Origin of the sequence: Akkermansia muciniphila (assembly GCF_002884975.1) — a bacterium.
GTDB lineage: Bacteria > Verrucomicrobiota > Verrucomicrobiia > Verrucomicrobiales > Akkermansiaceae > Akkermansia > Akkermansia muciniphila_C.
This window is the reverse complement of record NZ_PJKB01000003.1, coordinates 397,501-419,049: the sequence shown is the minus strand read 5'-3', so window position 1 is coordinate 419,049 and position 21,549 is coordinate 397,501. Positions and strand designations below refer to the sequence as shown.

23 protein-coding genes and 1 tRNA gene are annotated in these 21,549 nt (G+C 53.4%); 14 read left to right on the top strand and 10 right to left on the bottom strand.

Annotated features, from left to right (window positions below):
* The first annotated feature begins 105 nt into the window (after positions 1-105).
* From CXU21_RS11665 to CXU21_RS11640, 5 genes are all read left to right on the top strand, one after another.
* On the top strand, positions 106-1,155 hold the full coding sequence (locus CXU21_RS11665) for a nucleoid-associated protein (RefSeq protein ID WP_180972800.1): 1,050 nt from the start codon (positions 106-108) through the stop codon (positions 1,153-1,155).
* Positions 1,155-2,108: a GTP pyrophosphokinase gene (locus CXU21_RS11660; protein WP_102726138.1), complete on the top strand. Its 954-nt coding sequence runs from the start codon at positions 1,155-1,157 to the stop codon at positions 2,106-2,108. The genes CXU21_RS11665 and CXU21_RS11660 overlap by 1 nt, the downstream gene beginning before the upstream one ends.
* Positions 2,109-2,111: 3 nt before the next feature.
* The gene (locus CXU21_RS11655) at positions 2,112-3,146 is read left to right on the top strand and encodes a nucleoid-associated protein (RefSeq protein WP_102726137.1); all 1,035 of its coding nucleotides are present in this window, start codon (positions 2,112-2,114) and stop codon (positions 3,144-3,146) included.
* Between the two features lie 85 nt (positions 3,147-3,231).
* Positions 3,232-4,521 (top strand): O-acetylhomoserine aminocarboxypropyltransferase/cysteine synthase family protein, encoded by a 1,290-nt coding sequence (locus tag CXU21_RS11650; RefSeq protein WP_102726136.1) that lies wholly within the window; start codon positions 3,232-3,234, stop codon positions 4,519-4,521.
* Between the two features lie 455 nt (positions 4,522-4,976).
* Positions 4,977-5,675 (top strand): PEP-CTERM sorting domain-containing protein, encoded by a 699-nt coding sequence (locus CXU21_RS11640; protein WP_102726134.1) that lies wholly within the window; start codon positions 4,977-4,979, stop codon positions 5,673-5,675.
* Between the two features lie 129 nt (positions 5,676-5,804).
* Here CXU21_RS11640 and CXU21_RS11635 read toward each other — a convergent pair whose 3' ends face one another.
* From CXU21_RS11635 to leuB, 4 genes are all read right to left on the bottom strand, one after another.
* Positions 5,805-7,340: a YifB family Mg chelatase-like AAA ATPase gene (locus tag CXU21_RS11635; protein WP_102726133.1), complete on the bottom strand. Its 1,536-nt coding sequence runs from the start codon at positions 7,338-7,340 to the stop codon at positions 5,805-5,807.
* Between the two features lie 73 nt (positions 7,341-7,413).
* Positions 7,414-8,292, bottom strand: coding sequence for a rhomboid family intramembrane serine protease (locus CXU21_RS11630; protein ID WP_180972799.1), 879 nt, complete (start codon positions 8,290-8,292; stop codon positions 7,414-7,416).
* 84 nt (positions 8,293-8,376) lie between these two features.
* Positions 8,377-9,417 carry an NAD(P)/FAD-dependent oxidoreductase gene (locus CXU21_RS11625; protein ID WP_102726131.1) on the bottom strand — a complete coding sequence of 347 codons (1,041 nt, stop codon included), beginning with the start codon at positions 9,415-9,417 and terminating at the stop codon, positions 8,377-8,379.
* Positions 9,418-9,545: 128 nt separating this feature from the next.
* Complete coding sequence (leuB, locus tag CXU21_RS11620) at positions 9,546-10,655, bottom strand: 3-isopropylmalate dehydrogenase (RefSeq protein WP_102726130.1); 1,110 nt, start codon at positions 10,653-10,655, stop codon at positions 9,546-9,548.
* 165 nt (positions 10,656-10,820) lie between these two features.
* Between leuB and CXU21_RS11615 the strand changes: the two genes are divergently transcribed.
* Positions 10,821-10,895 (top strand) — tRNA-Asn (locus CXU21_RS11615).
* A gap of 76 nt (positions 10,896-10,971) precedes the next feature.
* Here CXU21_RS11615 and CXU21_RS12455 read toward each other — a convergent pair.
* Complete coding sequence (locus tag CXU21_RS12455; RefSeq protein WP_146016631.1) at positions 10,972-11,196, bottom strand: hypothetical protein; 225 nt, start codon at positions 11,194-11,196, stop codon at positions 10,972-10,974.
* Positions 11,197-11,763: 567 nt separating this feature from the next.
* On the opposite strand from CXU21_RS12455, the gene CXU21_RS11610 reads away from it, so the two are divergent.
* The 3 genes from CXU21_RS11610 to CXU21_RS11600 are packed head-to-tail and all read left to right on the top strand — an operon-like array spanning position 11,764 to position 13,783.
* A complete protein-coding gene (locus CXU21_RS11610) occupies positions 11,764-13,059 on the top strand; it encodes a phosphoadenosine phosphosulfate reductase (protein ID WP_102726129.1) in 1,296 nt (431 codons plus the stop codon).
* Positions 13,056-13,571, top strand: a complete 516-nt coding sequence (locus CXU21_RS11605; RefSeq protein ID WP_102726128.1) for an IbrB-like domain-containing protein — start codon at positions 13,056-13,058, stop codon at positions 13,569-13,571. Before CXU21_RS11610 ends, CXU21_RS11605 begins: the two co-directional genes overlap by 4 nt.
* Positions 13,572-13,588: 17 nt before the next feature.
* Positions 13,589-13,783 carry a hypothetical protein gene (locus CXU21_RS11600; protein WP_102712917.1) on the top strand — a complete coding sequence of 65 codons (195 nt, stop codon included), beginning with the start codon at positions 13,589-13,591 and terminating at the stop codon, positions 13,781-13,783.
* Between the two features lie 76 nt (positions 13,784-13,859).
* Here the strand turns inward: CXU21_RS11600 and CXU21_RS11595 are convergent, their stop codons facing one another.
* A complete protein-coding gene (locus CXU21_RS11595; protein WP_180972798.1) occupies positions 13,860-14,837 on the bottom strand; it encodes an alginate lyase family protein in 978 nt (325 codons plus the stop codon).
* Here CXU21_RS11595 and CXU21_RS12255 point away from each other — a divergent pair.
* From CXU21_RS12255 to feoB, 4 genes are read left to right on the top strand one after another with little or no spacing between them, the layout of a single operon-like run.
* Complete coding sequence (locus CXU21_RS12255) at positions 14,836-15,093, top strand: hypothetical protein (protein WP_180972797.1); 258 nt, start codon at positions 14,836-14,838, stop codon at positions 15,091-15,093. The genes CXU21_RS11595 and CXU21_RS12255 overlap by 2 nt on opposite strands.
* A complete protein-coding gene (locus tag CXU21_RS11590) occupies positions 15,077-15,733 on the top strand; it encodes a metal-dependent transcriptional regulator (RefSeq protein WP_102726126.1) in 657 nt (218 codons plus the stop codon). Before CXU21_RS12255 ends, CXU21_RS11590 begins: the two co-directional genes overlap by 17 nt.
* A 27-nt stretch (positions 15,734-15,760) precedes the next feature.
* Entirely contained in the window at positions 15,761-15,985 is a 225-nt protein-coding gene (locus tag CXU21_RS11585) for a FeoA family protein (RefSeq protein WP_102712911.1), read from the top strand.
* A 23-nt stretch (positions 15,986-16,008) separates the two neighbouring features.
* Complete coding sequence (feoB, locus tag CXU21_RS11580; protein ID WP_219723189.1) at positions 16,009-18,132, top strand: ferrous iron transport protein B; 2,124 nt, start codon at positions 16,009-16,011, stop codon at positions 18,130-18,132.
* Between the two features lie 172 nt (positions 18,133-18,304).
* Here feoB and CXU21_RS11575 read toward each other — a convergent pair whose 3' ends face one another.
* From CXU21_RS11575 to CXU21_RS11565, 3 genes are all read right to left on the bottom strand, one after another.
* Positions 18,305-19,204 (bottom strand): SDR family oxidoreductase, encoded by a 900-nt coding sequence (locus CXU21_RS11575; RefSeq protein WP_102712909.1) that lies wholly within the window; start codon positions 19,202-19,204, stop codon positions 18,305-18,307.
* A gap of 314 nt (positions 19,205-19,518) precedes the next feature.
* Positions 19,519-20,082: a chromate transporter gene (locus tag CXU21_RS11570; protein ID WP_102726195.1), complete on the bottom strand. Its 564-nt coding sequence runs from the start codon at positions 20,080-20,082 to the stop codon at positions 19,519-19,521.
* Complete coding sequence (locus tag CXU21_RS11565) at positions 20,082-20,651, bottom strand: chromate transporter (protein ID WP_102726125.1); 570 nt, start codon at positions 20,649-20,651, stop codon at positions 20,082-20,084. Before CXU21_RS11565 ends, CXU21_RS11570 begins: the two co-directional genes overlap by 1 nt.
* A gap of 117 nt (positions 20,652-20,768) precedes the next feature.
* On the opposite strand from CXU21_RS11565, the gene CXU21_RS12250 reads away from it, so the two are divergent.
* Positions 20,769-21,017: a hypothetical protein gene (locus CXU21_RS12250; protein ID WP_180972795.1), complete on the top strand. Its 249-nt coding sequence runs from the start codon at positions 20,769-20,771 to the stop codon at positions 21,015-21,017.
* On the opposite strand, the gene CXU21_RS11560 is transcribed toward CXU21_RS12250, so the two are convergent.
* Positions 21,018-21,278, bottom strand: coding sequence for a hypothetical protein (locus tag CXU21_RS11560; protein ID WP_102712906.1), 261 nt, complete (start codon positions 21,276-21,278; stop codon positions 21,018-21,020).
* Positions 21,279-21,549: the final 271 nt, after the last annotated feature.

Here is a 21,549-nt window from a genome sequence, read left to right as displayed (position 1 = left end):
CCAAGATCTGATAAAATCCGCTTTCTTATTGACATTTTCAACTATTTATACCAGTATACGAAAATATTAATCTATCATCTTGGATTAATCTAAATTATTTTAATTGTGACAGATAATAATATGAGAAGAATTGATTATTCGTTGTTGGTCATTGATAAATTGATTATCCATGATATTCCAAAGCACCGGAAGAATGAAATAGGAAGTCCTTATTATAGTGAAAATGAAAGTACTATAACAGATGGATTGAGAACTTTTTTTCAAGATAAAATAAAAGCAGCTTTGATAAGTGATCAGGCATTTAAAGTTTGTTTTAAAAATACGCTCATTCCATCTGTGCCAGCTTGTGTAATTTCCATCCTGAATTCCGATGTAGACTTTATAGAAAAGTCTAAAGAAATTGCAAGGAATCTTTATGATATACAACAGGGAAATAATGCTGCTGGAATACTTCTTATATTGAAAGGAAATATTTCTGATTTTCCTGTATGTGTAATATTAAAACTCGAAAGAGACAACGGTGCTCAGTTAATATTGGATTCAAATAGCAAAACATTTAACGTAGAGGAAGTAAAAGATTTGATGCTGACAAGAAAAACAAAAGTTTTTAAGGTAGCGCTATTTACGGTTCGTTCTAATTTTGAAATCGATTATGACGGTCATTTAATGGATTATCAAATCAATATTAAAAATAAAAATGGAACAGATACTTTTTTCTTGAACTTCATGGGATGTGTTCCGTATATGGATCCAAAAATAGCAACAAAAAATTTTTATGATTTAACAAAAGAATATATAAATACAATTCCAGATTCCTTGCTACGTTCAAAATATACTCAAGATTTAAATTCTTATTTACAAAAGAATCAGTCGATTATTAATCCGATAGAGTTTGCTAATGATTACATGATAGATACAGAGCATAAAAACGGCTATCGGGAATTTTTGCAAACAAAGAAGTTCGAGCTTACTGCGTATGCTAAAGACGATGCTTTAATAAAAACTTATATTAATAAAATTTTAATAGAATTTGAAAATGGCGTATCTCTATTGGGGGGAAATGGAACATTTGAGGATAAAGTATTATTTACAAATGATGAAAAAACCGGAGAATGTAAGGCTGAAATTAAATCTAAAATAAGGAAAGTTAAATAATGGTGGATACCAGTCAAATAGTGCAACGATGGAGAGAGGAGAAACCTCAATTGGAAAAATTAGGGCAGGATGTCGTTGTATATTTGAAACAGGAAATATTTAAAAAAGAATTACATCCTGAGATAACGTATCGGACTAAGGAAATTCATAGCCTGATAAAGAAAATTCAGAAAAAACAGAGAGAAAAATGTTATGAATATGATGATGTGAAAGATAGATTGGGCATTAGAATTATATGTCCATTTTTATGCGACTTGGAAATCATAGATTCTTTTTTAAAAGATTTCTTTATTATTAGAAAAGAAGAAAAGAAAAAAGATTCCATAGATTTTAATCGTTTAGATTATCAATCAAACCATTATGATGTATCAATCAAAAAACGGCTATTTAGTTATGATGAGAATTTCGTATTTGAAATTCAAGTTCGCACAATGAATCAACATGCGTGGGCCAATTCAGCACATATTTTATACTATAAACAAGATATTACACTCTCAGATGAAATGAAGCATCGAATTTATCGATTGCTTTCTCTTTATGAACTTGCTGATGAAGAATTTGATAAAGTCAATGAATATCTAAAATCTCAAAATTATAATTTAAATTATGCCCTTCTTCGTCGCTTGGAAGGAAAACTTTATAAGTTCGCTCAATCTGATTATGATAGAGAGTGGGCTATAAAAAATATTAATATTATTTTATCTTTCTTAACAGAAAATGAAAAAACAGACATTGATTGCAATATAGATATTTTTATTGATTCACATGAATTAAAAATACAGCATATATATGATGATAATAGGGAAAGATATTCTGAAATACCACTATTGACACAACCTGAAATATTTGTTATATGGTATGGAATAGAAAAATTCCCTTTTTCCATTCGAGATAATTGGTATAATCTTTCTGATGAAGAAGAATTGGATATAATAAAAACCTTATGGTGTTAAGTTATGATAGACACAATACAATGTAATATACACGGCATCATTGTTCATGAAGTTGGAAATAAAATGAATAATGAGAAACTGAAGATATCTAAATCAGAACTGATATTGGGAAATTCTATTGTAAGAATGCTTTTGTTAAAATATTTTACTTCTTCTTTTAAGATAGAGGAGTATTATAATCTCCATCATATAACTCAGCTTGAATTAAATGAGGTATATTCCTATGCTACAGCTATCTTTGATGATCCAGCTTCTCTGTATGAACAATCGATCAATCTTGCTAAACATCTGTATCAACAAAGTATCCATCCTAAAATAAAAGCTGGTGAATTTTATGTAGTTTATTTTAAAAATTTTATCATCAATGATGAGTCAGTGGATGCGATTGGATTATTTAAGTCTGAGAATAAGGATACTTTTTTAAAAGTGTATTCTAGAGATGAAAGATTTGAAATAGAAAGTGACAATGGAATAAATGTTAATAAACTGGATAAAGGGTGTATAATATTTAATACGGAAAAAGAAAATGGATATTTAGTTGCAGTAGTCGATAACACTAATAAAAATTTAGAAGCAAAATATTGGACAGAAAATTTCTTGCATGTAAGACCGCGAAAGGATAGTTACAATCAAACTCAGAATATGTTACTCCTCTGTAAGAGTTTTATTTCACAACTCCCAAAAGACAAAGGTAAAGTAAATAAAGCTGTTCTAATTAATAAAAGTGTTGAAGCCTTAAAAAGTAACTCTGTATATATAGATAAATTTGCAAAGCAAGTTTTTGAACATCCTGAATTGGTATCCCAATTCATCGAATTTAAGAAAATTTATCAGCAGAGGATGGAAATAGAAGTTGATAATTTTTTCGAATCATCTATTAAAGCTATTAAAAATAAATCTGTTAGACAATTATCCGTTATTAAGCTTGATAAAAATTTTGATATTAATATTCATGGTGGAAAAGAGTTCGTTGAGCGTGGATACGACGAAAAACGCGGAATGTATTATTACCAATTGTTTTTTAGAGAAGAAAAATAATGATACTGCAAATATTTATTTTGGGTTGATACATCGTTTTTCCCTGCTTTACAAGGCGCGCGGCATGGCATAGCATCCCTGCATCATGAGTCAGGAACTGAGACCGGAAACCCTGTGCGTGCAGGCGGGCTGGACCCCCAAAAAGGGAGAACCCCGCGTATTGCCCATTTACCAGAGCACCACGTTCAAGTATGAAACCAGCGAACAAATGGCCAAACTGTTCGACCTGGAAGAAGCCGGATTCTTCTACACGCGCCTCCAGAACCCCACCAATGAAGCGGTTGCCAGAAAAATCGCAGAGCTGGAAGGCGGCGTAGCCGCCATTCTGACCTCTTCCGGACAGGCTGCTTCCTTCTTTGCCGTCTTCAACATCTGCGAGGCCGGAGACCATATCGTCAGCACCGCTTCCATTTACGGGGGAACGTACAACCTTTTTGCCGTTACCTTCCGCAAGATGGGCATTGAAGTCACCTTTGTGGACCAGGACGCCCCGGCGGAGGAAATCGCCAAAGCCTTCCGTCCCAATACAAAGGTGCTCTTTGCGGAAACCATCTCCAACCCCACGCTCTGCGTGCTGGACATCCGCAAAATGGCGGACATCGCCCATGCGCACGGTGTTCCCCTGATTGTAGACAACACCTTCGCCACGCCCATCAACTGCCGTCCCTTTGAATGGGGCGCGGACATCATCACCCACTCCACCACCAAGTACATGGACGGCCATGCCACGGCGGTGGGCGGCGCCATTGTGGACAGCGGCAACTTTGACTGGGAAGCCCACAGGGACAAATTCCCGGGCCTGACGGAGCCGGACCCCTCCTATCACGGGCTTTCCTACAGCAAGAGCTTCGGTAAGGGCGCCTACATCACCAAGGCGACCGTCCAGCTCATGCGCGACCTGGGTTCCATCCAGTCCCCGCAGAACGCCTTCCTGCTCAATCTGGGCCTGGAAACCCTGCACCTGCGCGTTCCCCGGCACTGTGAAAACGCGCAAAAGGTGGCGGAATTCCTGCAAGGGCAGGAGGACGTGGCCTGGATCAACTATCCGGGCCTGTCGTCCAACAAGTACCATGACCTGGCACAGAAGCAATTCCGTGACGGTCAATCCTGCGGGGTAGTCACCTTCGGCATCAAAGGCGGCCGTGACCGCGCCATCAAATTCATGGACAGCCTGAAACTGGCCGCCATCGTTACCCATGTGGCGGATTCACGCACCTGCGTTCTCCATCCCGCCAGCCATACGCACCGCCAGTTGACGGATGAACAGCTCATGGAAGCGGGTGTCCGGCCTGACCTCATCCGCTTTTCCGTAGGAACGGAAGCCGCGGAAGACATTATTGCGGACCTCAAGCAGGCTCTGGCAGCCATCCGTTAAACCGGTTTTTCCTTCTCGTACGAACAGCCGTTCCGGGAATATCCGCGGAACGGCTGTTCTGCGTAGGTGACGGGTGAAAAAGCCGGGATGGCATGGAGTATTGAACGCCTCCGGAAAAGAGCGCCGGCAGGCGGGAAGAGAAGGCCTATGTTCCCGGTGCGGAAAAACCGTTTTCTGGAGCAGGGGCCTCCCGGTCTCCTGTAAAAACCTTTGTAAACTCCCCAGAAAAATAACTTCATTTCATTTTCCCCTTATTCCAAAGCTTAATTCCACGCAAAATAGGTATTTTAATAGGGTTATAAAGAAAAATCCAGCAACGGCGCATTCCGGGAAACGCTTCGGCCTTTCACGCTCAAGAAGATGCGCCGGATTTCAGAAAAAGCGGAAAATTCAAAGACTTTTCTTCTTAATTGTAAATTGACATAGCATAATAAATTTATTATGGTGTGTAACTTATGAAAAGTAGATATTGTGCTGTATTAATAAGTTGCGCCAGCGTGCTGGCTGCCAATGCCGCTACCGTCATTGCCGAACTGCCGGAATCAGCCAATCTGCCGCAAACCGCGACTATGGCGCCGCAAACGGGAAACCAGCTACTGGATAAAGTAAAAGGCCGTGGATTTGGCGTCTATGCGGGAGGCAATAACAATAGCCTGGCCAACTGGCCCCAGAACGGGGAAGGAACCTGGAGCAACACCGATAACGTCGGCTCCATCATCCTGTGCGGCAGAAGCGGCGTGGCCGGGGACTCCTTTGCCATGGTGCTGAGAGGCCCGGAGCAGGGGGATCTTGTCTCCTCCATCGTTTTTTCCTGTGACACGCCCACCTCCGTTATCACCAGCTACGTCATGGTTCTGGCGGTTTACGACTCCGCCGGAACGCTTGTCCAGGACCTTTCCACCGTGGAGAGCTTCACCTTTAATTCCACTTCAAGAACAACGACTGTTTCCCTGGACATGGCAGATTCCCCCCTGGCGTGGGGGGAGGGATACAAGCTGGTTGCCGGGGTGCGCGGCGGTGCGGGCGGCGCCACCTCTCCCTATACGCTTTCCAACATCCAGGTATCCTATGAAATCGTCCCGGAACCGGCTACCGCCTCTCTGGGAATGCTTGGCCTGGGAGCCCTGGTCTTCCGGCGTTCCCGGAACCGGTGATCGGCAAACTTTCAATCGGGAAGGAGGCGGTCTGAAAGCCGTCTCCTTTTCTTTTTTCCCGTTCGGAAAAGGCACACTTTGGCATGGCATAAACGCGGCATTCCGGAAATTGCCCGTTCCCGGAATGGTTCATTCCCGGAGGGAGTGTTCAAAAGCCCGGTATTGCACGGCCTCATACAAATGGGAATCCTGGATTTCCGGGTTACCCTCCAGGTCCGCTATGGTGCGTGCCACTTTCAGGATGCGGTCATACGCCCTGGCGGAAAGGGACAGTTCCTCCACGGCGCGGAGCAGAATGGCCCGGCCTTCCGGCCGCAGGCGGCAGTATCTTTGCAGGGCTTTTCCGGAAAGCGTCGCATTGCTGCGGAATGGAGTGCCGGCATATCTGCTGCCCTGGAGCCGCCGTGCCGCCATCACGCGTTCCCGGATGCTGGCGGAGCATTCTCCGGCTGGCGCGGAAGCCAGGATGGAGGGATCCACAGCGGGAACTTCCATCAGGAGGTCAAACCGGTCCAGAAGAGGCCCTGAAATCTTGCGGCGGTAGCGGGCAATCTGCGCCGGGGGACACGTGCAGGTTCTCCTTCTGTCACCCAGATACCCGCAGGGGCATGGATTCATGGCTGCCGCCAGCATAAAGCGGCAGGGAAACGTCATGGTGCCGGAGGCGCGGGAAATCACCACCTGGCCGGATTCCAGCGGCTGCCGCAGGGTTTCCAGCGCGGCGCGGCGGAACTCCGGCAATTCATCCAGAAACAGGACACCGTTATGCGCCAGGGACACTTCCCCCGGGGTGATATTTGTCCCTCCACCCATCAGTCCCGCATCCGATATGGTGTGGTGCGGAGCCCGGAACGGGCGCCGGGCCACCAGCCCGTTCCCCCGTTTCAAAAGCCCGCATACGGAATGAACTTTGCTGGTCTCCATGGCTTCTTCCCTGCTCAGCGGGGGCAGAATGGTCGGAAGCCGCTGAGCCAGCATGGATTTGCCGGATCCCGGAGAACCGCTGAGCAGGATGTTATGGCCTCCCGCCGCGGCAATCTCCATGGCGCGGCGTGCGTAGGATTGCCCCTTGATTTCGTCAAAATCCACGGCAATTTCCTTTTCTCCGTCGCTTTGTTCTTTTTCTCCGGAACTCGTGAAAGGAGCGGGCAGGGCGGCGGCGGTTAGAAGCTGCCAGGCTTCCCGCAGGGAGGAGACGGGATAAATATCCACGTCCTGCACCGGAGCCCCCTCATGGGCATTGGCGCAGGGCAGCATGATGCGCTTCCGCCCCATGCGCCTCGCCTCCATAATCTGTGGCAGGGTGCCTTGTACGGGGCGTACGGCGCCGTCCAGGGCCAGTTCTCCCATGATGCACCAGGAAGAAGCGTCAATCTCCGTATCCGCCGCTCCGGCAATCATCCCCAGAGCAATGGGAAGATCAAAGCCCGGCCCCTGCTTCCTTAAATCCGCCGGGGCCAGGTTGACGACGAAAATGCCCTGCTGGAAAGGCAGCCCGCTGTTCTGGATGGCCGTATCCACGCGCTGGCCGCTCTCCTTCACGGCCGTATCCGGCAGGCCCACGATAAAAATGCGTTTTTCCGCCATGGGGCGGAAATCCACTTCCACCTCCACCTCTGTGCCGTCCACGCCCAGGACGGTGGAAGAATACAGCCGCGTCATCATTTCCCCATGTTAAAAGGGAATGACAAAAAATAAAGAAAAATAACAGAAATAAGGAAATTGTCTGACAGATCATTCAGCGCCGGGAGGCCCGCCGGAGGATTTCCCGTTCCTCTTCCGTCAGGCTGGACACGCCGGACCGGGATATTTTTTCCATAATGTCATTCACCTCTTCCTCGGAAGGGAAGCGGTTGTTGGCGGAATGGCGCGCGGAGTGTGCCGGAGACCGGTGGGAGGTGGAAACAACCCGCGGCCTGGAGGCGGACAGTTTTTCCTTCCACAGGATCAGCAGGGTCAGGATAAATCCGGCAAACATGCCGCCCAGGTGGCCCGCTTCACCGCCTGCATTGTTCCACTGGAAAATAATGACGGCGCAGGCAACGCCCAGCACGGCCAGCGCGAACTGGCGTACGCTCAGATTGACCGGAGGGAACAGAAGCTGGACCCGCGCATGCGGGAAAAGCACCGCGCACGCAGCCATAATGCCGTAAATGGAACCGGAAGCCCCTACCATGGGAATGAAGCGCCACTCCGGATCAAAAAATCCCATGTACCCCAGTAGGGAGGAGAACAGGGCGGCAGCCACCCCGCAGAACAGGTAATACAGCAGGAAGCGCAGGTGGCCGAAGCGTTCCTCCACCACCGGGCCGAAAAACCACAGGGCAATCATGTTGAACAGGATGTGCCCCAGGTTGGCATGCAGGAACTGATAGGTAAACAGGCGCCACAGCTCCCCTTCATGAAAGCATGTATATTCGCTGTAGGCCCCGTAAAGCTGAATCAGGTCCAGACGTCCGGGCGGGTAAATATTCCGCGGAATCTCCACCTGGAAGAAGAACCCGAGCATGAAGACGACCACATTAATCAGGATCAGCCAGTGCACCATGACGGCGCTGCGCTGGTCAAATAAACGCTCCCGTACCGTATTTCCCCAGTTCTCGTTCTCCGCTCGCATATAAGGCCGCATGTAATCGTGTTCAGGGCGTTTTGACAAGGAAAATACCCGTCCCGTTCAAGGAAGGGGAGGGACCGCGCCGCATTATTTCCATAGCGCGGCAGGCAGCAGGTCCGGCGGCAGTTCCGCGCCGTGCACAAGATGTTCCGCCAGTTGGGCCGCCGACCACGGGGAAGTGGTCACGCCCTTGCTCCCCAGCCCGGAAAAGACGAACTGGCCGTTCAGGCCCGGAATGGGCCCGGCGACGGGCTGGCTGCGCCGGATGATGGGGCGTACGGCGGCGCGTGCGCGGATGACATTCATCTCTCCGGAATAGCGTCTCACCAGGTCCAGCATCAATTCCTGGACGGCTGGCGCCTCCGGAATGCCGGGAGCTTCCCACGCCCACGCGTACGTGGCGCCGAAGCGCCAGAAAGAGCCGTTGTAGACCAGCCAGCGGCCAAAGTGCAGGATGCCCGCGTGCCAGTCCAGCTCCTTCAGGTCCAGATCCAGAATAGTGCCCTTGGAAGGGCGCCCCTTCAGCGGGGCCATGTCCGGATGGCAGCCGGCCTCCCAGCCGGTGCACCAGACCACATGGGAGAAAACCCGGCCGTTCCAGTGGAACAGGCCGTCTTCATCCGGCTGGATGTCTGCGGGGGACACGTCCGCTTCCATAAAACGGCCCTGTTCCGTGAAAAACTGCCGCATGGCATTGACCATGCCCTCCACGTGAAGGACGGCGGAACCGCGCGTATAGGCGGCTTTTCCCTGTCCTCCCCACCGTTCGGGCCACGGAAAAAGGGGGCCGGCATAGGCACTGGATTCCGGGGCCATCTGGCGCTCCTGCCAGATTTCAAGCTGGTCCTCCGTTTCTAGTTCCCGGAAAATCGGGGTCTTCTGCCACCAGGAGCCGCCCAGTTCCCGTTCCGTCTCCGGATAAAAATCTGCTGCGGCGGACAGGCACTCCTCCTGCCGCCAGCCGGGGCGGAAGGCGCGGCCTGTCAGCGGATTCACCAGCCCGGCTGCCACACGGGAAGCCGTTTCCGCAATGGGGCGGTCTGTAATGGTGAAATCCGTGCCGCGGCGTTTCAATTCCCATGCCAGGCAACTTCCGGCGATTCCCTGGCCGATGATAAGAACGTTCATGATCGTTGAATGAAGAACCGGAAAAACCCGGGAATAAATGGAAGAACGGAGAAAATGCCTCCCCCCGTTTCCGGAGGTGAAAGCCCCGCAGACGGTGGAATGCGCCTGCGGAGCTGGAAAAACGCCTTTTAAAGGGCCGCAATAATGGCATTCCCCATCTCCGCGGTATTCACGCGGATTTCTCCGGGGGCGCCCGTAGCCAGGTCTCCCGTGCGGTAGCCCTGTTCAATCACGCGGCGCACGGCGGCGTCAATGGCGTCTGCCGCGTCCTTTTCCCCGAGGGAATAGCGCAGCAGCATGGAGAGGGAAAGAATCTGGGCGATCGGGTTGGCAATGCCCTTGCCGGCGATGTCCGGGGCGGAGCCGCCGGAAGGCTCGTAAAGGCCGAAAAACAGGCCGTTGCCCTCACTGCCCTGGCACAGGCTGGCGCTGGGCAGCATGCCCAGGGAACCGCAGATCATGGCCATTTCGTCGGAAAGAATGTCCCCGAACAGGTTCTCCGTCACCAGCACGTCAAACTGGCGGGGATTGCGCACCAGCTGCATGGCGGCATTGTCCACGTACATGTGGAGCAGCTCCACGTCCGGATAATCCTTGGAAACCTCAATCATCGTCTCGCGCCACAGCAGGGAATTGGTCAGCACGTTCGCCTTGTCCACGCTGGTGACGCGCTTACGGCGTCCGCGTGCGGCTTCAAAGGCCACCCTGGCAATGCGCTCCATCTCACTCTTGTGATAGCGCATGGTATCCACCACCACCACGTCGTCCCCCTCCTGTTCGCGGAAACGCGGCTGGCCGAAGTACAGGCCGCCCGTCAGTTCCCGGACGCACAGAATATCAAAGCCGCCTTCAATCAGCTCATTCTTGATGGGGGAGGCATGCGTGAGCGCGGGCAGGCATACGCCGGGCCGCAGGTTGGCATACAGGCCGAAGTGCTTTCTCAGCGGGAGCAGGGCGCCGCGCTCCGGCTGTTCATTGGCGGGAAGGTGTTCCCACTTGGGCCCGCCCACGGAGCCGAACAGGACGGCGTCCGCCTCTTCACAGGCGCGGATGGTTTCTTCCGGAAGGGCCTTGCCGCAATGGTCGATGCCCGCGCCTCCCACAAAAGCCTCCTTGCGGCTTACGGTAAAACCGAACCTGGCGCTTACGGCGTCCAGAACCTTCAGGGCCTCCTTCATGACCTCGGGCCCGATGCCGTCGCCAGCCAGAACAGCAATATGATGGTGATGTTCACTCATGTCGCTGAAAGTCTGGGCATTCTCCCCTCAAAGGTCAAGAAACACCGTTGGCATGTCCATTCCCCGGAGGCTTTTTTGCGTCAAAAAACATGCAGGAACAAAAAAGTACTTGCCAAACGCCTGTGCCTCCAGTAAAAATCCACCCGCGCTCCATGGAACGCAAACTCCCCTGTAGCTCAGCGGTAGAGCGGGTGACTGTTAATCACTAGGTCGTTGGTTCGAGCCCAACCGGGGGAGCCATTCATTTTCTAGCCCTCACAAGTTTAATCACTTGTGAGGGTTGTTTTTTGCCGTTTTGGAGCTGGAAATGTGAAAATCATGGAAAAGCGTTCCTGAAGGATGAACGAATATCATGTTTTGGTTCCATTCCGGCGTAAACCGGGCTTACCGGAGAAAACCATGAAGCGCTTGAAAGTAAATCCGGCAAAATAGGCTCCGGGCGGGTGCTGACGGGGCTGTATTTTGTCAAGCTGTCCGGCTTCTCAAAAGAAAAAGCCGGGTATTTTTTCTTCAAGGAAGGAAGCAATGGCTGTATCGCCATTTGAAAAATGAAGCCGCAGGAGCGCGCTTGGGAGAAACATTAGTGGCGGGAGACCGGAAGGCGGCGCCATCCTGCACAATCCACTATCCTTAACCGGGCATTAGTAAAAAGTATGCCGTGTATTTTCCGCTGAAAGAATTAAAACAGCGGAAGCCTCACCCGGTTCCTTTCTGTTTTGATTCCTGTGCCGCTGCACTGATCCTGAAAATGATATGGCATCCCCGGCAAGGAGAGGGAAACCATGCCGCAATGGAAGCGGCGTTCCATGAATGGCGTTACTCGTGGAAAAGCATTGGTATTTTGAGAAGGAGGGGAATCATAGTAAAATTACTGAAATAATTGCAGTAAAAACATTGACCTGCTCCAATAATTCAGTAGGTTGGTATTGTTGCAGGAAAACAACGGTTCGTAACCTGTTACGCATTTCAAAACATGGCAAAACACGATGTTATTTACCATTACGCAGGCATTAAAGACGCGGCAGTCCTGTTTGGCAAAGGAGGCTCCGGCAGGTTGCCTGATGGCGGACTGCTTCAGGCGTGATGCAAGAAAGATTCTGGAAAAATTGTGAAAACCTACCTGGACAAAAACGTCTATGAAGCGGCCCTGGAACGCATCGCCTACTGTTTCCAGGAGTTTGACCATGTTCTGGTTTCCTTCTCAGGCGGTAAGGACAGCGGCGTCATGCTCAATCTCTGCTACAATTATGCGGATGAACAAGGCCTGCTGGACAAGCTGACCATGTACCATCTGGACTATGAGGCCCAGTACCAGATGACGACCGAGTATGTGACCCGGACGTTTCTGGAACAATTCCCCGGCATACGTAAAATGTGGTACTGCGTGCCGGTCAAGGCCCAGTCCGCATGTGCCCTGGGGGAACCCTACTGGACGCCGTGGGACGCCGCCCAGGAAAAACTGTGGGTGCGGCCCATGCCGGAAAACCCCTATGTGGTTCATGAAGGAAATCTGGACGTTCCGTTCCGGCACGGCATGGTGGATTACGAATTCCAGGACAAGCTCTCACGCTACTTTGCCAAGAGGCATGGAACCACCGCCGTCATGGTGGGGCTGCGTGCGGATGAAAGCCTCAACAGGTACGCCGCCGTGGCGCGCGGCAATAAAAGGAGATCCTATAAAGGCAGAAAATGGATTACGCAGACTGATGCCGTAACCGTCAATGCCTACCCTCTCTACGACTGGCGTGTCAGCGATATTTGGACGGCCAACGCCCGCTTGGGTTTTGACTACAACCGTCTCTATGACCTCTTGTACCAGGCGGGCCTCACTGCCGGGCAAATGCGGGTGGCAAGCCCATTCAACGACTGTGCCCAGGAAAGCCTGAAACTCTACAAAGTCATTGATCCCGCCAACTGGGCGCGCATGATCGGAAGGGTTAACGGCGTCAACTTTACGGGCCTGTACGGAGGCACGACGGCCATGGGCTGGAAAACCATCAAGCTGCCGTCCGGCCATACCTGGAAATCCTACTATGAATTCCTGCTTTCCACGATGGATGCGAAGACGGCGGCCCACTACAACAGCATCCTTGAAAAATCCAAGAAATACTGGACAAAAGGGGGGACTGTCGATCCCGGAACCGCTGATGAAGTGCTGGCCGCCTACCCGCTGGCTACCGTAACGGGTAAATCGAGACGCTACGGCGGGCGCGACGTCGTTCAATTCATGGGCTACCCTGACGACATGCCCGTCAGCAATTTCCGGCAGGTCCCTTCCTACAAGCGCATGTGCATCTGTATCATGAAAAATGACTATTTTTGCAGATATGCCGGATTCAGTCCAACCAAGGGAGCGATTGCCCGGCGCCGTGCCGCCGTCAATAAATACCGCAGCATTTCATGAAAACCTCCTCTCCATCCCCCGTCTACAAGATCCGGCGTGTTCCGCTGGACAAAATCCGCTCCAATGCCTACAACCCGAATAGTGTGGCTCCCCCCGAAATGAAGCTGCTTTACCAGAGCATCAAGGAAGACGGCTATACGATGCCGATTGTCTGTTATAAACTGGAGGACGGCACCTATGAAATCGTTGACGGGTTCCACCGCTGCCAGATCATGAAAACCCACCGCGATATTTACGAACGGGAGGAAGGCATGGTGCCGGTGGCCGTCATTGACAAGCCTCTTGGAAACCGCATGGCCTCCACCATCAGGCACAACCGTGCCCGTGGGTCTCATAGTATCGAACTCATGACCAACATTATCCGGGAACTGACGGAAGCAGGCATGTCGGATGCGTGGATACTTAAAAACCTGGGCATGGACGCGACGGAACTGCTGCGCCTCAAGCAGCTCAGTGGCATTGCCGCCCTGTTTCATGACAGCGAATTCAGCCGGGCATGGGAGTCAAAATAACGTCACCCCAGGAACTCATGAACAAATATGTCACTCAACTGCTGGAAGCCGTCCGGAAGAAAACGGGCTGTGACACGAGCGACGCCGTGCGCTGGCTGGCGGAGCAGGCCGGAGTATCCGAAAGAACGGCGTGGTACTGGAAACAGCAGGAGAAATTAAGGACGGCAACGGAAAAAAACCTCGGCAGAATTGCTGAGAAATTGAAAAGGTAACAGGAGCCCTTGTTTTTATGCTGCTGGCGGCGGGATTTTCTATAAACCGGGGATGGCTTTTTAACGGTGCCGCTGTTTAGGAACGGTCCTGTTTTTCTTTCTCCGGCCGGGACGGTTCAAAGATGCCGGGTAATGAGGTGCCTGGCCTGGAGCCTTTCCAGGGCCACGCCCCGGGGTTGGTGAGGAACGGAGTGAGGTAATCCGCCGCTTTCTGGATGGAGGCTCCGGCAGGAGTTTTTCTGTAACGGTAGTTTTTGTCCCCTGTGCGTTCCGCGGCGCGTACGAGGTAGGCCCAGGCCTGAAGGGTGTAAACGCTGTATTGCCAGGATTCCGCCCGGTTGAGTTCTTCCGGCTGGGAGCCGTCCGGGGCAATGTGGCGGTCCATGTTGGCAAAGGCCTCAGCCAGCCATTGCCGCGCTTCCCTGTCACACCCCAGGAAGTGGGCCAGGCTGGCGCACTGCGCCACATAGAACAGGTAATGGTTGTTGGTGCTCGTATGTGCATGCCTGCCCTGCCTGCTGGTGGCCAGCCATGCATAGTATTGCCTGAGCCACGCGTCAACCTGCTTCCATTCCTCTTTCGCCAGCGCCCTGGAGCGTTTCAGTACGGCCAGCGCGTCCAGAAAGTCGGGCATGCGGTAGAGGTCGATGATGCCGCCGCCGTCGCTTTCCGTCTGGCGTCCGGGGCGGATCTGGGCGTATTTCAAATGAGGCTGCATGCGGGTGGCCGGCGCAATGAACCAGGCTCTCAGCCATTCTCCGGCGCGGGAGGCGGCCTTCTCGTCCCCGTTTAATTCATACTGGCGTCCCAGTTGGCAGACGGTGTTGATGAAAGCGGCCATTTTGCCGCTGTCGTCCATGCTGCGGAGCTTCTCGTTCTTTTTGCCGTCAATGGGCTTGTAAGGGCCATTCGGGTTGGCGGGGTCCGGCCAGTAATAGAGGGCGTAGCTGACATATTCATTGGCCTGCGCCTGTTCTCCAAACAGGCTTTTTTTCTCGCCCAGGGTGATGACGGGCGTTTTCAGCGGACCTCCATGAGCCGTGGAAAGAACCATGACCGTTAAAAAAAGAAATGAAGCCAGAATGGTTCTGCCGGATACCATGCCATATTCAAGCAGGAATACCCTTCAGGAACAATCTGGAAATGGCGCGTGCCGCCTTATTCCTGTTCGCCGGCTGTCCACAGTCATTTTCCGCATGGAAATTGGCCTTGCTGACACGGGAGAAGCTTTTTTATTTGAGCGAAATGGCATTTTGTTAGGTATACCTTATAACAAAGGAGAGCATCAGCGCCATGACCAGCAGCCGTGAAGATTATTTGAAAGCGATTGCCAGGCTCCAGCAGAACGCGGAGCGTGTCAGCAACAGGCATATTGCGGATGATCTGGGCGTTTCCGCCGCTTCCGTCAGTGAAATTATCCGGAAGATGGAAAAGGAAGGCCTGGTGGAGAGCGTGGAAAAACGTTCCATCCGCCTGACGCGGAAAGGGGAGGAAGCCGCCGTGCGGCTGGTGCGCATTCACCGGCTGTGGGAGGTTTTCCTGGTAGACCACCTCGGATATGCGTGGGAAGACGTGCATGAGGAAGCGGAAAAGCTGGAACATGCGGCCTCTCCGCAGTTGATGGAAAAGCTGGACCGTTTTCTGGGTTACCCGGAGATGTGCCCCCACGGGAGAAAGATACCGGGCAGGAGGAGCCAGGAACCGCGGGAAGGGCCGCTTTCCCGGCTGTCCGACCTCCCGGCGGGGATTCCGGCGGTGGTCAGGCGTGTGCCGGAGTCAAAGGAACTGCTGGAGCTTCTCGCCTCCTGCGGCATTCGCCTTCATGAAAAGGTGGCCCTCCTGGAGGAAGGCGCGCACTGCGGCGCGTTTCTGGTGGAAGCCCGTGAAGGGCGACGGTTTGAATTGCCGGCCGCCGCCGCTGATGCCATCCTTGTGGAAATTTCTGCATGAACAATTAATAGAAAGGATAAACTGACCATGACATTAAACCAGTTGCCTGAGGGGAAAGCCGCCAGGATTGAATCCCTGGGAGTGGAAAGCCGCCTGAAAAGGCGGTTGATGGATATAGGCATGATTCCCGGAACCCGGGTAGAATGCCTGGAACGCGGGCCGTTCGGGGATCCCGTTGCCTTTCTTGTGCGTGGAACAGTGATGGCGTTCAGGTCTTCCGATCTGGAACTGATTACCGTCAAGTCCGCCTGAAACCAGCAACGGAAGGAAATCCGGTGAATCCGAATAGTGAAGAGGAACGGGACGGTTCTTACGGCCCGGAGGAAAAGCGCATGCCCGTTGTGGCCCTGGCGGGCGCTCCCAACGTGGGAAAGAGCACGGTGTTTAATGCGCTGACGGGACTGCGCCAGCATACCGGGAACTGGCCCGGCAAGACGGTGGTCCGTGCGGAGGGTATCGTGGGGCGCGGTTCGCAAGAGTACCTGCTGGTGGATACGCCGGGCACGTATTCCCTGCTGGCCTGTTCCTCGGATGAAGAGGCGGCGCGGGATTTCATCTGTTTTGGCAATGCGGATGCCGTCATTGTAGTTTGTTCCGCCACCAATCTGGAACGGGATTTGAATCTGGCCCTCCAGGTCATGGAAACGACGGGAAATGTAGTGGTCTGCGTTAATTTGATGGATGAGGCCCGGCGCAAGGGCATCCGCATCAACTGCCCTCTTCTGGAAAAACGTCTTGGAGTGCCCGTGATTCCGGCGGCAGCCGCCAGGGGGGAGGGGTTGAAAGTCCTGGCGGAAACGGTGCGGCGGATGGCGTGGTCCGGAGAGAGGCGCCCTTCCCGCCGCCTGTCCTACGGGAAGGACATGGAACCGTGGCTGAAGCGTTTGGAAACCGCTGTTTCCGGCCATTCCCTGGATGGCCTGGAGCCCCGCTGGGCATCCGTCAAGCTGCTGGAGGGGGATGAAGGAACGCTCGGGCTTCTGGCGCAGCATGCGGGGAATGATTTAAGGAAAGAGAAAGAGGTGGAGGATATCCTCCGTGAGGCGGCCGCAGCTGATTCTTTTTCCGGCGAATCTTTTGGCGACCGTGTGGCGGCCGCCTTCGTGGAACGGGCGGAGCGGTTGTGCCAGGGGGCGGTCATCCTGCCGGATGGCGGGGGCCTGGGGCGCGACAGGCGCATCGACAAGGTGCTGATGGGCCGGTGGACGGCTTATCCCCTCATGTTCGTCCTGCTGGTGCTCATTTTCTGGATTACCATCGTGGGGGCCAATTATCCTTCCCAGTGGCTGGCGGACCTGCTTGGCGAAGGACAGGAAGCCCTTACAGCCCTGTTCCGCCTGGCGCATGCTCCGGAATGGCTGCACGGCGTGCTGGTACTGGGCGTTTACCGCGTGGTGGCATGGGTCGTCTCCGTGATGCTGCCTCCCATGGCCATCTTTTTCCCCCTGTTCACCCTGCTGGAGGATTCCGGCTATCTGCCCCGGGTGGCGTTCAATATGGACAAGGTGTTCCAGAAGTGCTGCGGCTGCGGCAAGCAGGCGCTGACCATGTGCATGGGATTCGGGTGCAATGCAGCAGGAATCACGGGGTGCCGTATCATTGATTCCCCCAGGGAGCGGCTCGTCGCCATCTTGACGAACAATTTCGTTCCCTGCAACGGCAGGTTTCCCACGCTGATCGCGCTCATGACCATGTTCTTTGCCGGATCCGTGGCGTCCGGGCTGCAGCCGCTGGCCTCCGTCGCGGGGCTGGTGCTCCTCATCGGCCTGGGCGTGGGGATGACGTTTGCCATGACGGCCCTGCTGTCCCATACGATCCTGAAGGGGACGCCGTCCTCCTTTACCCTGGAACTGCCCCCCTACCGCAAGCCCCAGATCGGGAAGGTGATTGTCCGTTCCTTCATGGACAGGACGCTGGCGGTGCTGTGGCGCGCGGTGATGGTGGCGGCTCCTGCCGGAATCGTCATCTGGCTGATGGCGAATATCCGTTTGGGAGACGCCAGCCTGCTGGTGCACGGCACGCAATGGCTGGACCCCGCCGGGCGCCTCATGGGGCTGGACGGCGTGATCCTGATGGCGTTCATTCTGGGCATTCCGGCCAATGAAATCGTCTTTCCCCTGATCATCATGGGCTACCTGGCTTCAGACAACATGATGGACATGGATGACATGAACCAGTTGAAATCCCTCCTGACGGACAACGGCTGGACCTGGGTAACGGCATTGTGCACCATGCTGTTTTCCCTGATGCACTGGCCGTGCTCCACCGCTGTTCTTACAGTCCGCAAGGAGACGGGCAAATGGAAGTGGGCCATACTTGCCTTTGCCATCCCGACGGTCTGCGGCGTCGCCATGTGCATTCTGGTGGCGGGAACGGCGCGCCTGATGGGATTCGCCTGATGCGAGGAAAAATTCCTGCCGCCGGGTGTTCCCCGGAAGGACGGAAGCTTCCTTGCCCGCGGAGCCCGGGAAGGGAATAGAAGACCAAGGGGCCCAGCTCTGCCGTAAAGGAAGACGCCCGCCCGCGAGCAAAAGAGGCACGCATCCTTTCCCGGTTCCGCGGATGTCTGCTTCAGGACAGGTGCATGCCTCCCGTGACGCCGAAGACTTCTGCAGTGATGAAGCTGGACTCCTGGGAGGCGAGAAAGACGTACAGGCCGGATAGTTCCACAGGCTGCCCGGCGCGCTTGAGGGGTGTTTTCTGGCCGAATTCCGGCAGGTCTTCCTGAAGCTGCCCTCCGGTCACCTGCAAAGGCGTCCAGACCGGGCCCGGGGCCACTACATTGACCCGGATTCCCTTGGAGGCCACCTGTTTGGCCAGGGCGCGGCTGAAGGCGATGATGGCCGCTTTAGTGGAGGCATAGTCAATCAGGTTTTTGCCCGGCTGATAGGCCTGGATGGAGGAGCAGGTGATGATGCTCGCCCCGGGCTTGAGGTGGGGGAGGGCGGCCTTGGCAATCCAGAACAGGGAGAAAACGTTCACTTCAAATGTCTTGGTTAACTGCTCCGTGGTAATATCCTGAATGTCTTCCACCGCCACCTGCTTGCCGGCTACCAGCGCCAGGATGTCCAGCCCGCCCAGTTTTTCCAGGGCGTCCCTGATGAGTTGCTTGCAGAAGGATTCGTCACTGAGGTCCCCGGGCAGCAGAACGGCGTTCCTGCCTGCCTTCCTGACCAGCTCCGCCACTTCCTCCGCGTCGCTTTGTTCTTCCGGAAGATAATTCAGGGCCACATCCGCTCCTTCACGGGCATAGGCAATGGCGGCCGCACGGCCTATGCCCGAATCCCCGCCCGTGACCAGGGCCTTCCGACCCCGGAGCTTCCCGCAGCCCTGATAGCTCTCTTCTCCGGCGTCCGGCACGGGCTTCATTTCGGATTGCAGGCCGGGGGCTTCCTGCTGTTGTTTTTCATACCCTTCCCGGTGGAATTCCTGGCGCGGGTCCTGCATCCTGTTAATGTCTTTTGTGCTCATTTTTTCATTAATCGTGCTATTGGCGCAGAGATGCCGGGAAGAATGAATATTGCTGTCTGCCGGGTGCATTTCTTCTCCGGTATTCCGCTTTTCCTATCCGTGATGACCGGAACCCGCGTTATCCGTTCAGGGGAAGACGGGGTTTTATGCTAACATGTCGTTGATATTCATAGATATAGTATTATTCTGAATAATATCTCCCTTGATCAGGATAAAACTTTTCAATCCCTCTCTTCCTTGAATACTTTTAAATTTCTCCAATTTGATTTCAGGAAAAATCACCGGATGGAAGGACAACCGGCGGGGCGTGTGCTTCAGGATATTCCGTAAATAAAATATCCGGCCAGTCCCGTCAGGCTCATCAGCAGGATGGGATTCATCTTCCATTTCCGCAGGATGAACAGGGCCGCGCTGAAGAGGATGATGCTCGGGATATCCACTTCCGTGATGGCGTGCCAGTCAAAGGTGCCGCAGAAAGTCAGCATCAGGATGGTGCCCCCTGCGGACATGATCAGTCCCACGGAAGCGGCTTTCAAGCCTTCCAGAACCCCGGAGACGTAAGCGGACCTTTTGTGCCTCTGGAAAAAGAGGTGCAGCAGCAGCGCCGCCGCCACGCCGGGAATGATGCATCCCAGGGTGGCCGCCACGGCTCCGGGGATGCCGGCGATTTGCAGTCCCACGAAGGTGGAGGTGTTGATGGCCAGCGGCCCCGGCGTCATCTGGGAGATGGTGATGATATCCGTAAAAACCTTCTGCGTAATCCAGCCCTGGTGAATCACCACCTGGTCCCGGATCATGGGGATGACGGCATAGCCGCCCCCGATGCTGAACGCGCCGATCTGGAGAAAGACGCTGAAAAGCTGCCAGAGCGCCTGTATCATCCGGCCCTCCTTCCCAGCGTTCTCCGGACGTGCCAGAGGCTCAGGACGCAGCACACGGCCAGAATGGCGGCGATGTTGAGACGGAAGACGAAGCTGGCCAGGAACGCGCCCGGCATCAGGGCGTTCAGCAGGGCGGATTTTCTGCGGAGAATCATCTGCCACATGTCCGCCACGATGTCCACAATAAGCGCCGCCACGCCCGCCTGCATGCCGCGCAGCACCGCTTCCACGGCGGTATTGGAGCTGAAGGCGTCATACCAGACGGATACGATGGAAAGAATGATCAGCGGCGGAATGACGGCTCCCAGGCAGCTGGATGCCACGCCGGCCATGCCTGCGGCGCGGTGCCCCGCCAGTGCGGAGAGATTGACGGCAATGGCCCCGGGCGCAGATTGCGCGATGGCGGCCATGGACAGAAGCTCCTCCTTGGAAAATAACTGTTTTTTCCGGACAAAGTACTTGCTGATCATCGGCACAACAATGTAGCCGCCCCCAAAAGTGAACGCCCCGATGAATAGGTTAATCCAGAATAACCAGAGGCATTTTTTCACTTTTTCTCCTGTCATGCGGATTACGTTTAAGGGGAGGAAATGGCGTTGCGGGTTCTGGTTTGCAGAAGAAAGGCCGCCGTTTCCAGGACCAGGGAAGTTTTAATGTCCTCGGCCGCTTCCTTTTTTCCAAGGATGGCGGAATACGGCAATTCTACCACAGGCCCGCTGGAATTCCATGCCATTACACCCGTAAATTCAAAAAATATGGGAAGAATGAGTTTTCCTGTCCCGGTTGCGCGGGGCTATCGTGAAATCTTTTCACGCCGGGAAACGGGCACAAAAAATCCGGCAGGTTTTACCCTGCCGGACGGAAAAAATAAAGGAAGCAAAAGATGGGAATTTACTCGTCTACTGCTGTGTTCCGGTGGAAGAAGAGTGTAATTACCTTTTTTCCCGTTCCAGTTCCGCTTTCCGGGCCAGGATTCTGTCCATGACGGCCTGGCGGTCCTCTTCCGGGATTTCCACGGGATTGCCGCGGTAGTCACTGGTCATGGCGGCCAGGGCTCCTCCAACGTGGTGCATGTTGAAGATCGGCAGTTTCCAGGTGGAAGGCTTTTCGGGGTCCGGCACGTACGCGAAGTCGGAAGCGGGCCATTCTTCTCCGTCCACTTCTTTCGTTTTAGGTTCTAAATCACGGTCCATGAAAGATGGACAACCCTGTCTCCCGGCATGATAAAAAATGGCGGGAATAAGACGCACAAATCCGCCTTTCCGGTATAAAAGCGGCTTATTCCGGCGCGTTTTTATGGAACCTGTTGTTTCTGCGGTTTCAGAGGAGCCAGCTTCAGGGTTAAGGCGTCTCCCGTGAAGCAGCAGACGGTTTTTTCCCTCATTTTGAATGGAAGGGGAAGGTCCGGAGTCTGTTATATCAGCCATGGAGGCAGCAGGGAAAGAAAGGCGGGGCCTCCTGGCG

Coding starts and splice junctions, on each gene's coding strand:
- CXU21_RS11635 (WP_102726133.1), bottom strand. CDS start 7,340: ATGATGACGCGGCTGTATTCTTCCACCGTCCTGGGCGTGGACGGCACA.
- CXU21_RS11605 (WP_102726128.1), top strand. CDS start 13,056: ATGAAAACCTCCTCTCCATCCCCCGTCTACAAGATCCGGCGTGTTCCG.
- CXU21_RS11585 (WP_102712911.1), top strand. CDS start 15,761: ATGACATTAAACCAGTTGCCTGAGGGGAAAGCCGCCAGGATTGAATCC.
- CXU21_RS11590 (WP_102726126.1), top strand. CDS start 15,077: ATGACCAGCAGCCGTGAAGATTATTTGAAAGCGATTGCCAGGCTCCAG.
- CXU21_RS12455 (WP_146016631.1), bottom strand. CDS start 11,196: ATGGCGATACAGCCATTGCTTCCTTCCTTGAAGAAAAAATACCCGGCT.
- CXU21_RS11575 (WP_102712909.1), bottom strand. CDS start 19,204: ATGAGCACAAAAGACATTAACAGGATGCAGGACCCGCGCCAGGAATTC.
- CXU21_RS11595 (WP_180972798.1), bottom strand. CDS start 14,837: ATGGTTCTTTCCACGGCTCATGGAGGTCCGCTGAAAACGCCCGTCATC.
- CXU21_RS12250 (WP_180972795.1), top strand. CDS start 20,769: ATGGCGGAATACGGCAATTCTACCACAGGCCCGCTGGAATTCCATGCC.
- CXU21_RS11630 (WP_180972799.1), bottom strand. CDS start 8,292: ATGCGAGCGGAGAACGAGAACTGGGGAAATACGGTACGGGAGCGTTTA.
- CXU21_RS11640 (WP_102726134.1), top strand. CDS start 4,977: ATGAAAAGTAGATATTGTGCTGTATTAATAAGTTGCGCCAGCGTGCTG.
- CXU21_RS11625 (WP_102726131.1), bottom strand. CDS start 9,417: ATGAACGTTCTTATCATCGGCCAGGGAATCGCCGGAAGTTGCCTGGCA.
- leuB (WP_102726130.1), bottom strand. CDS start 10,655: ATGAGTGAACATCACCATCATATTGCTGTTCTGGCTGGCGACGGCATC.
- CXU21_RS12255 (WP_180972797.1), top strand. CDS start 14,836: ATGACCGTTAAAAAAAGAAATGAAGCCAGAATGGTTCTGCCGGATACC.
- CXU21_RS11600 (WP_102712917.1), top strand. CDS start 13,589: ATGAACAAATATGTCACTCAACTGCTGGAAGCCGTCCGGAAGAAAACG.
- CXU21_RS11650 (WP_102726136.1), top strand. CDS start 3,232: ATGAGTCAGGAACTGAGACCGGAAACCCTGTGCGTGCAGGCGGGCTGG.
- CXU21_RS11660 (WP_102726138.1), top strand. CDS start 1,155: ATGGTGGATACCAGTCAAATAGTGCAACGATGGAGAGAGGAGAAACCT.
- CXU21_RS11560 (WP_102712906.1), bottom strand. CDS start 21,278: ATGGACCGTGATTTAGAACCTAAAACGAAAGAAGTGGACGGAGAAGAA.
- CXU21_RS11565 (WP_102726125.1), bottom strand. CDS start 20,651: ATGACAGGAGAAAAAGTGAAAAAATGCCTCTGGTTATTCTGGATTAAC.
- CXU21_RS11655 (WP_102726137.1), top strand. CDS start 2,112: ATGATAGACACAATACAATGTAATATACACGGCATCATTGTTCATGAA.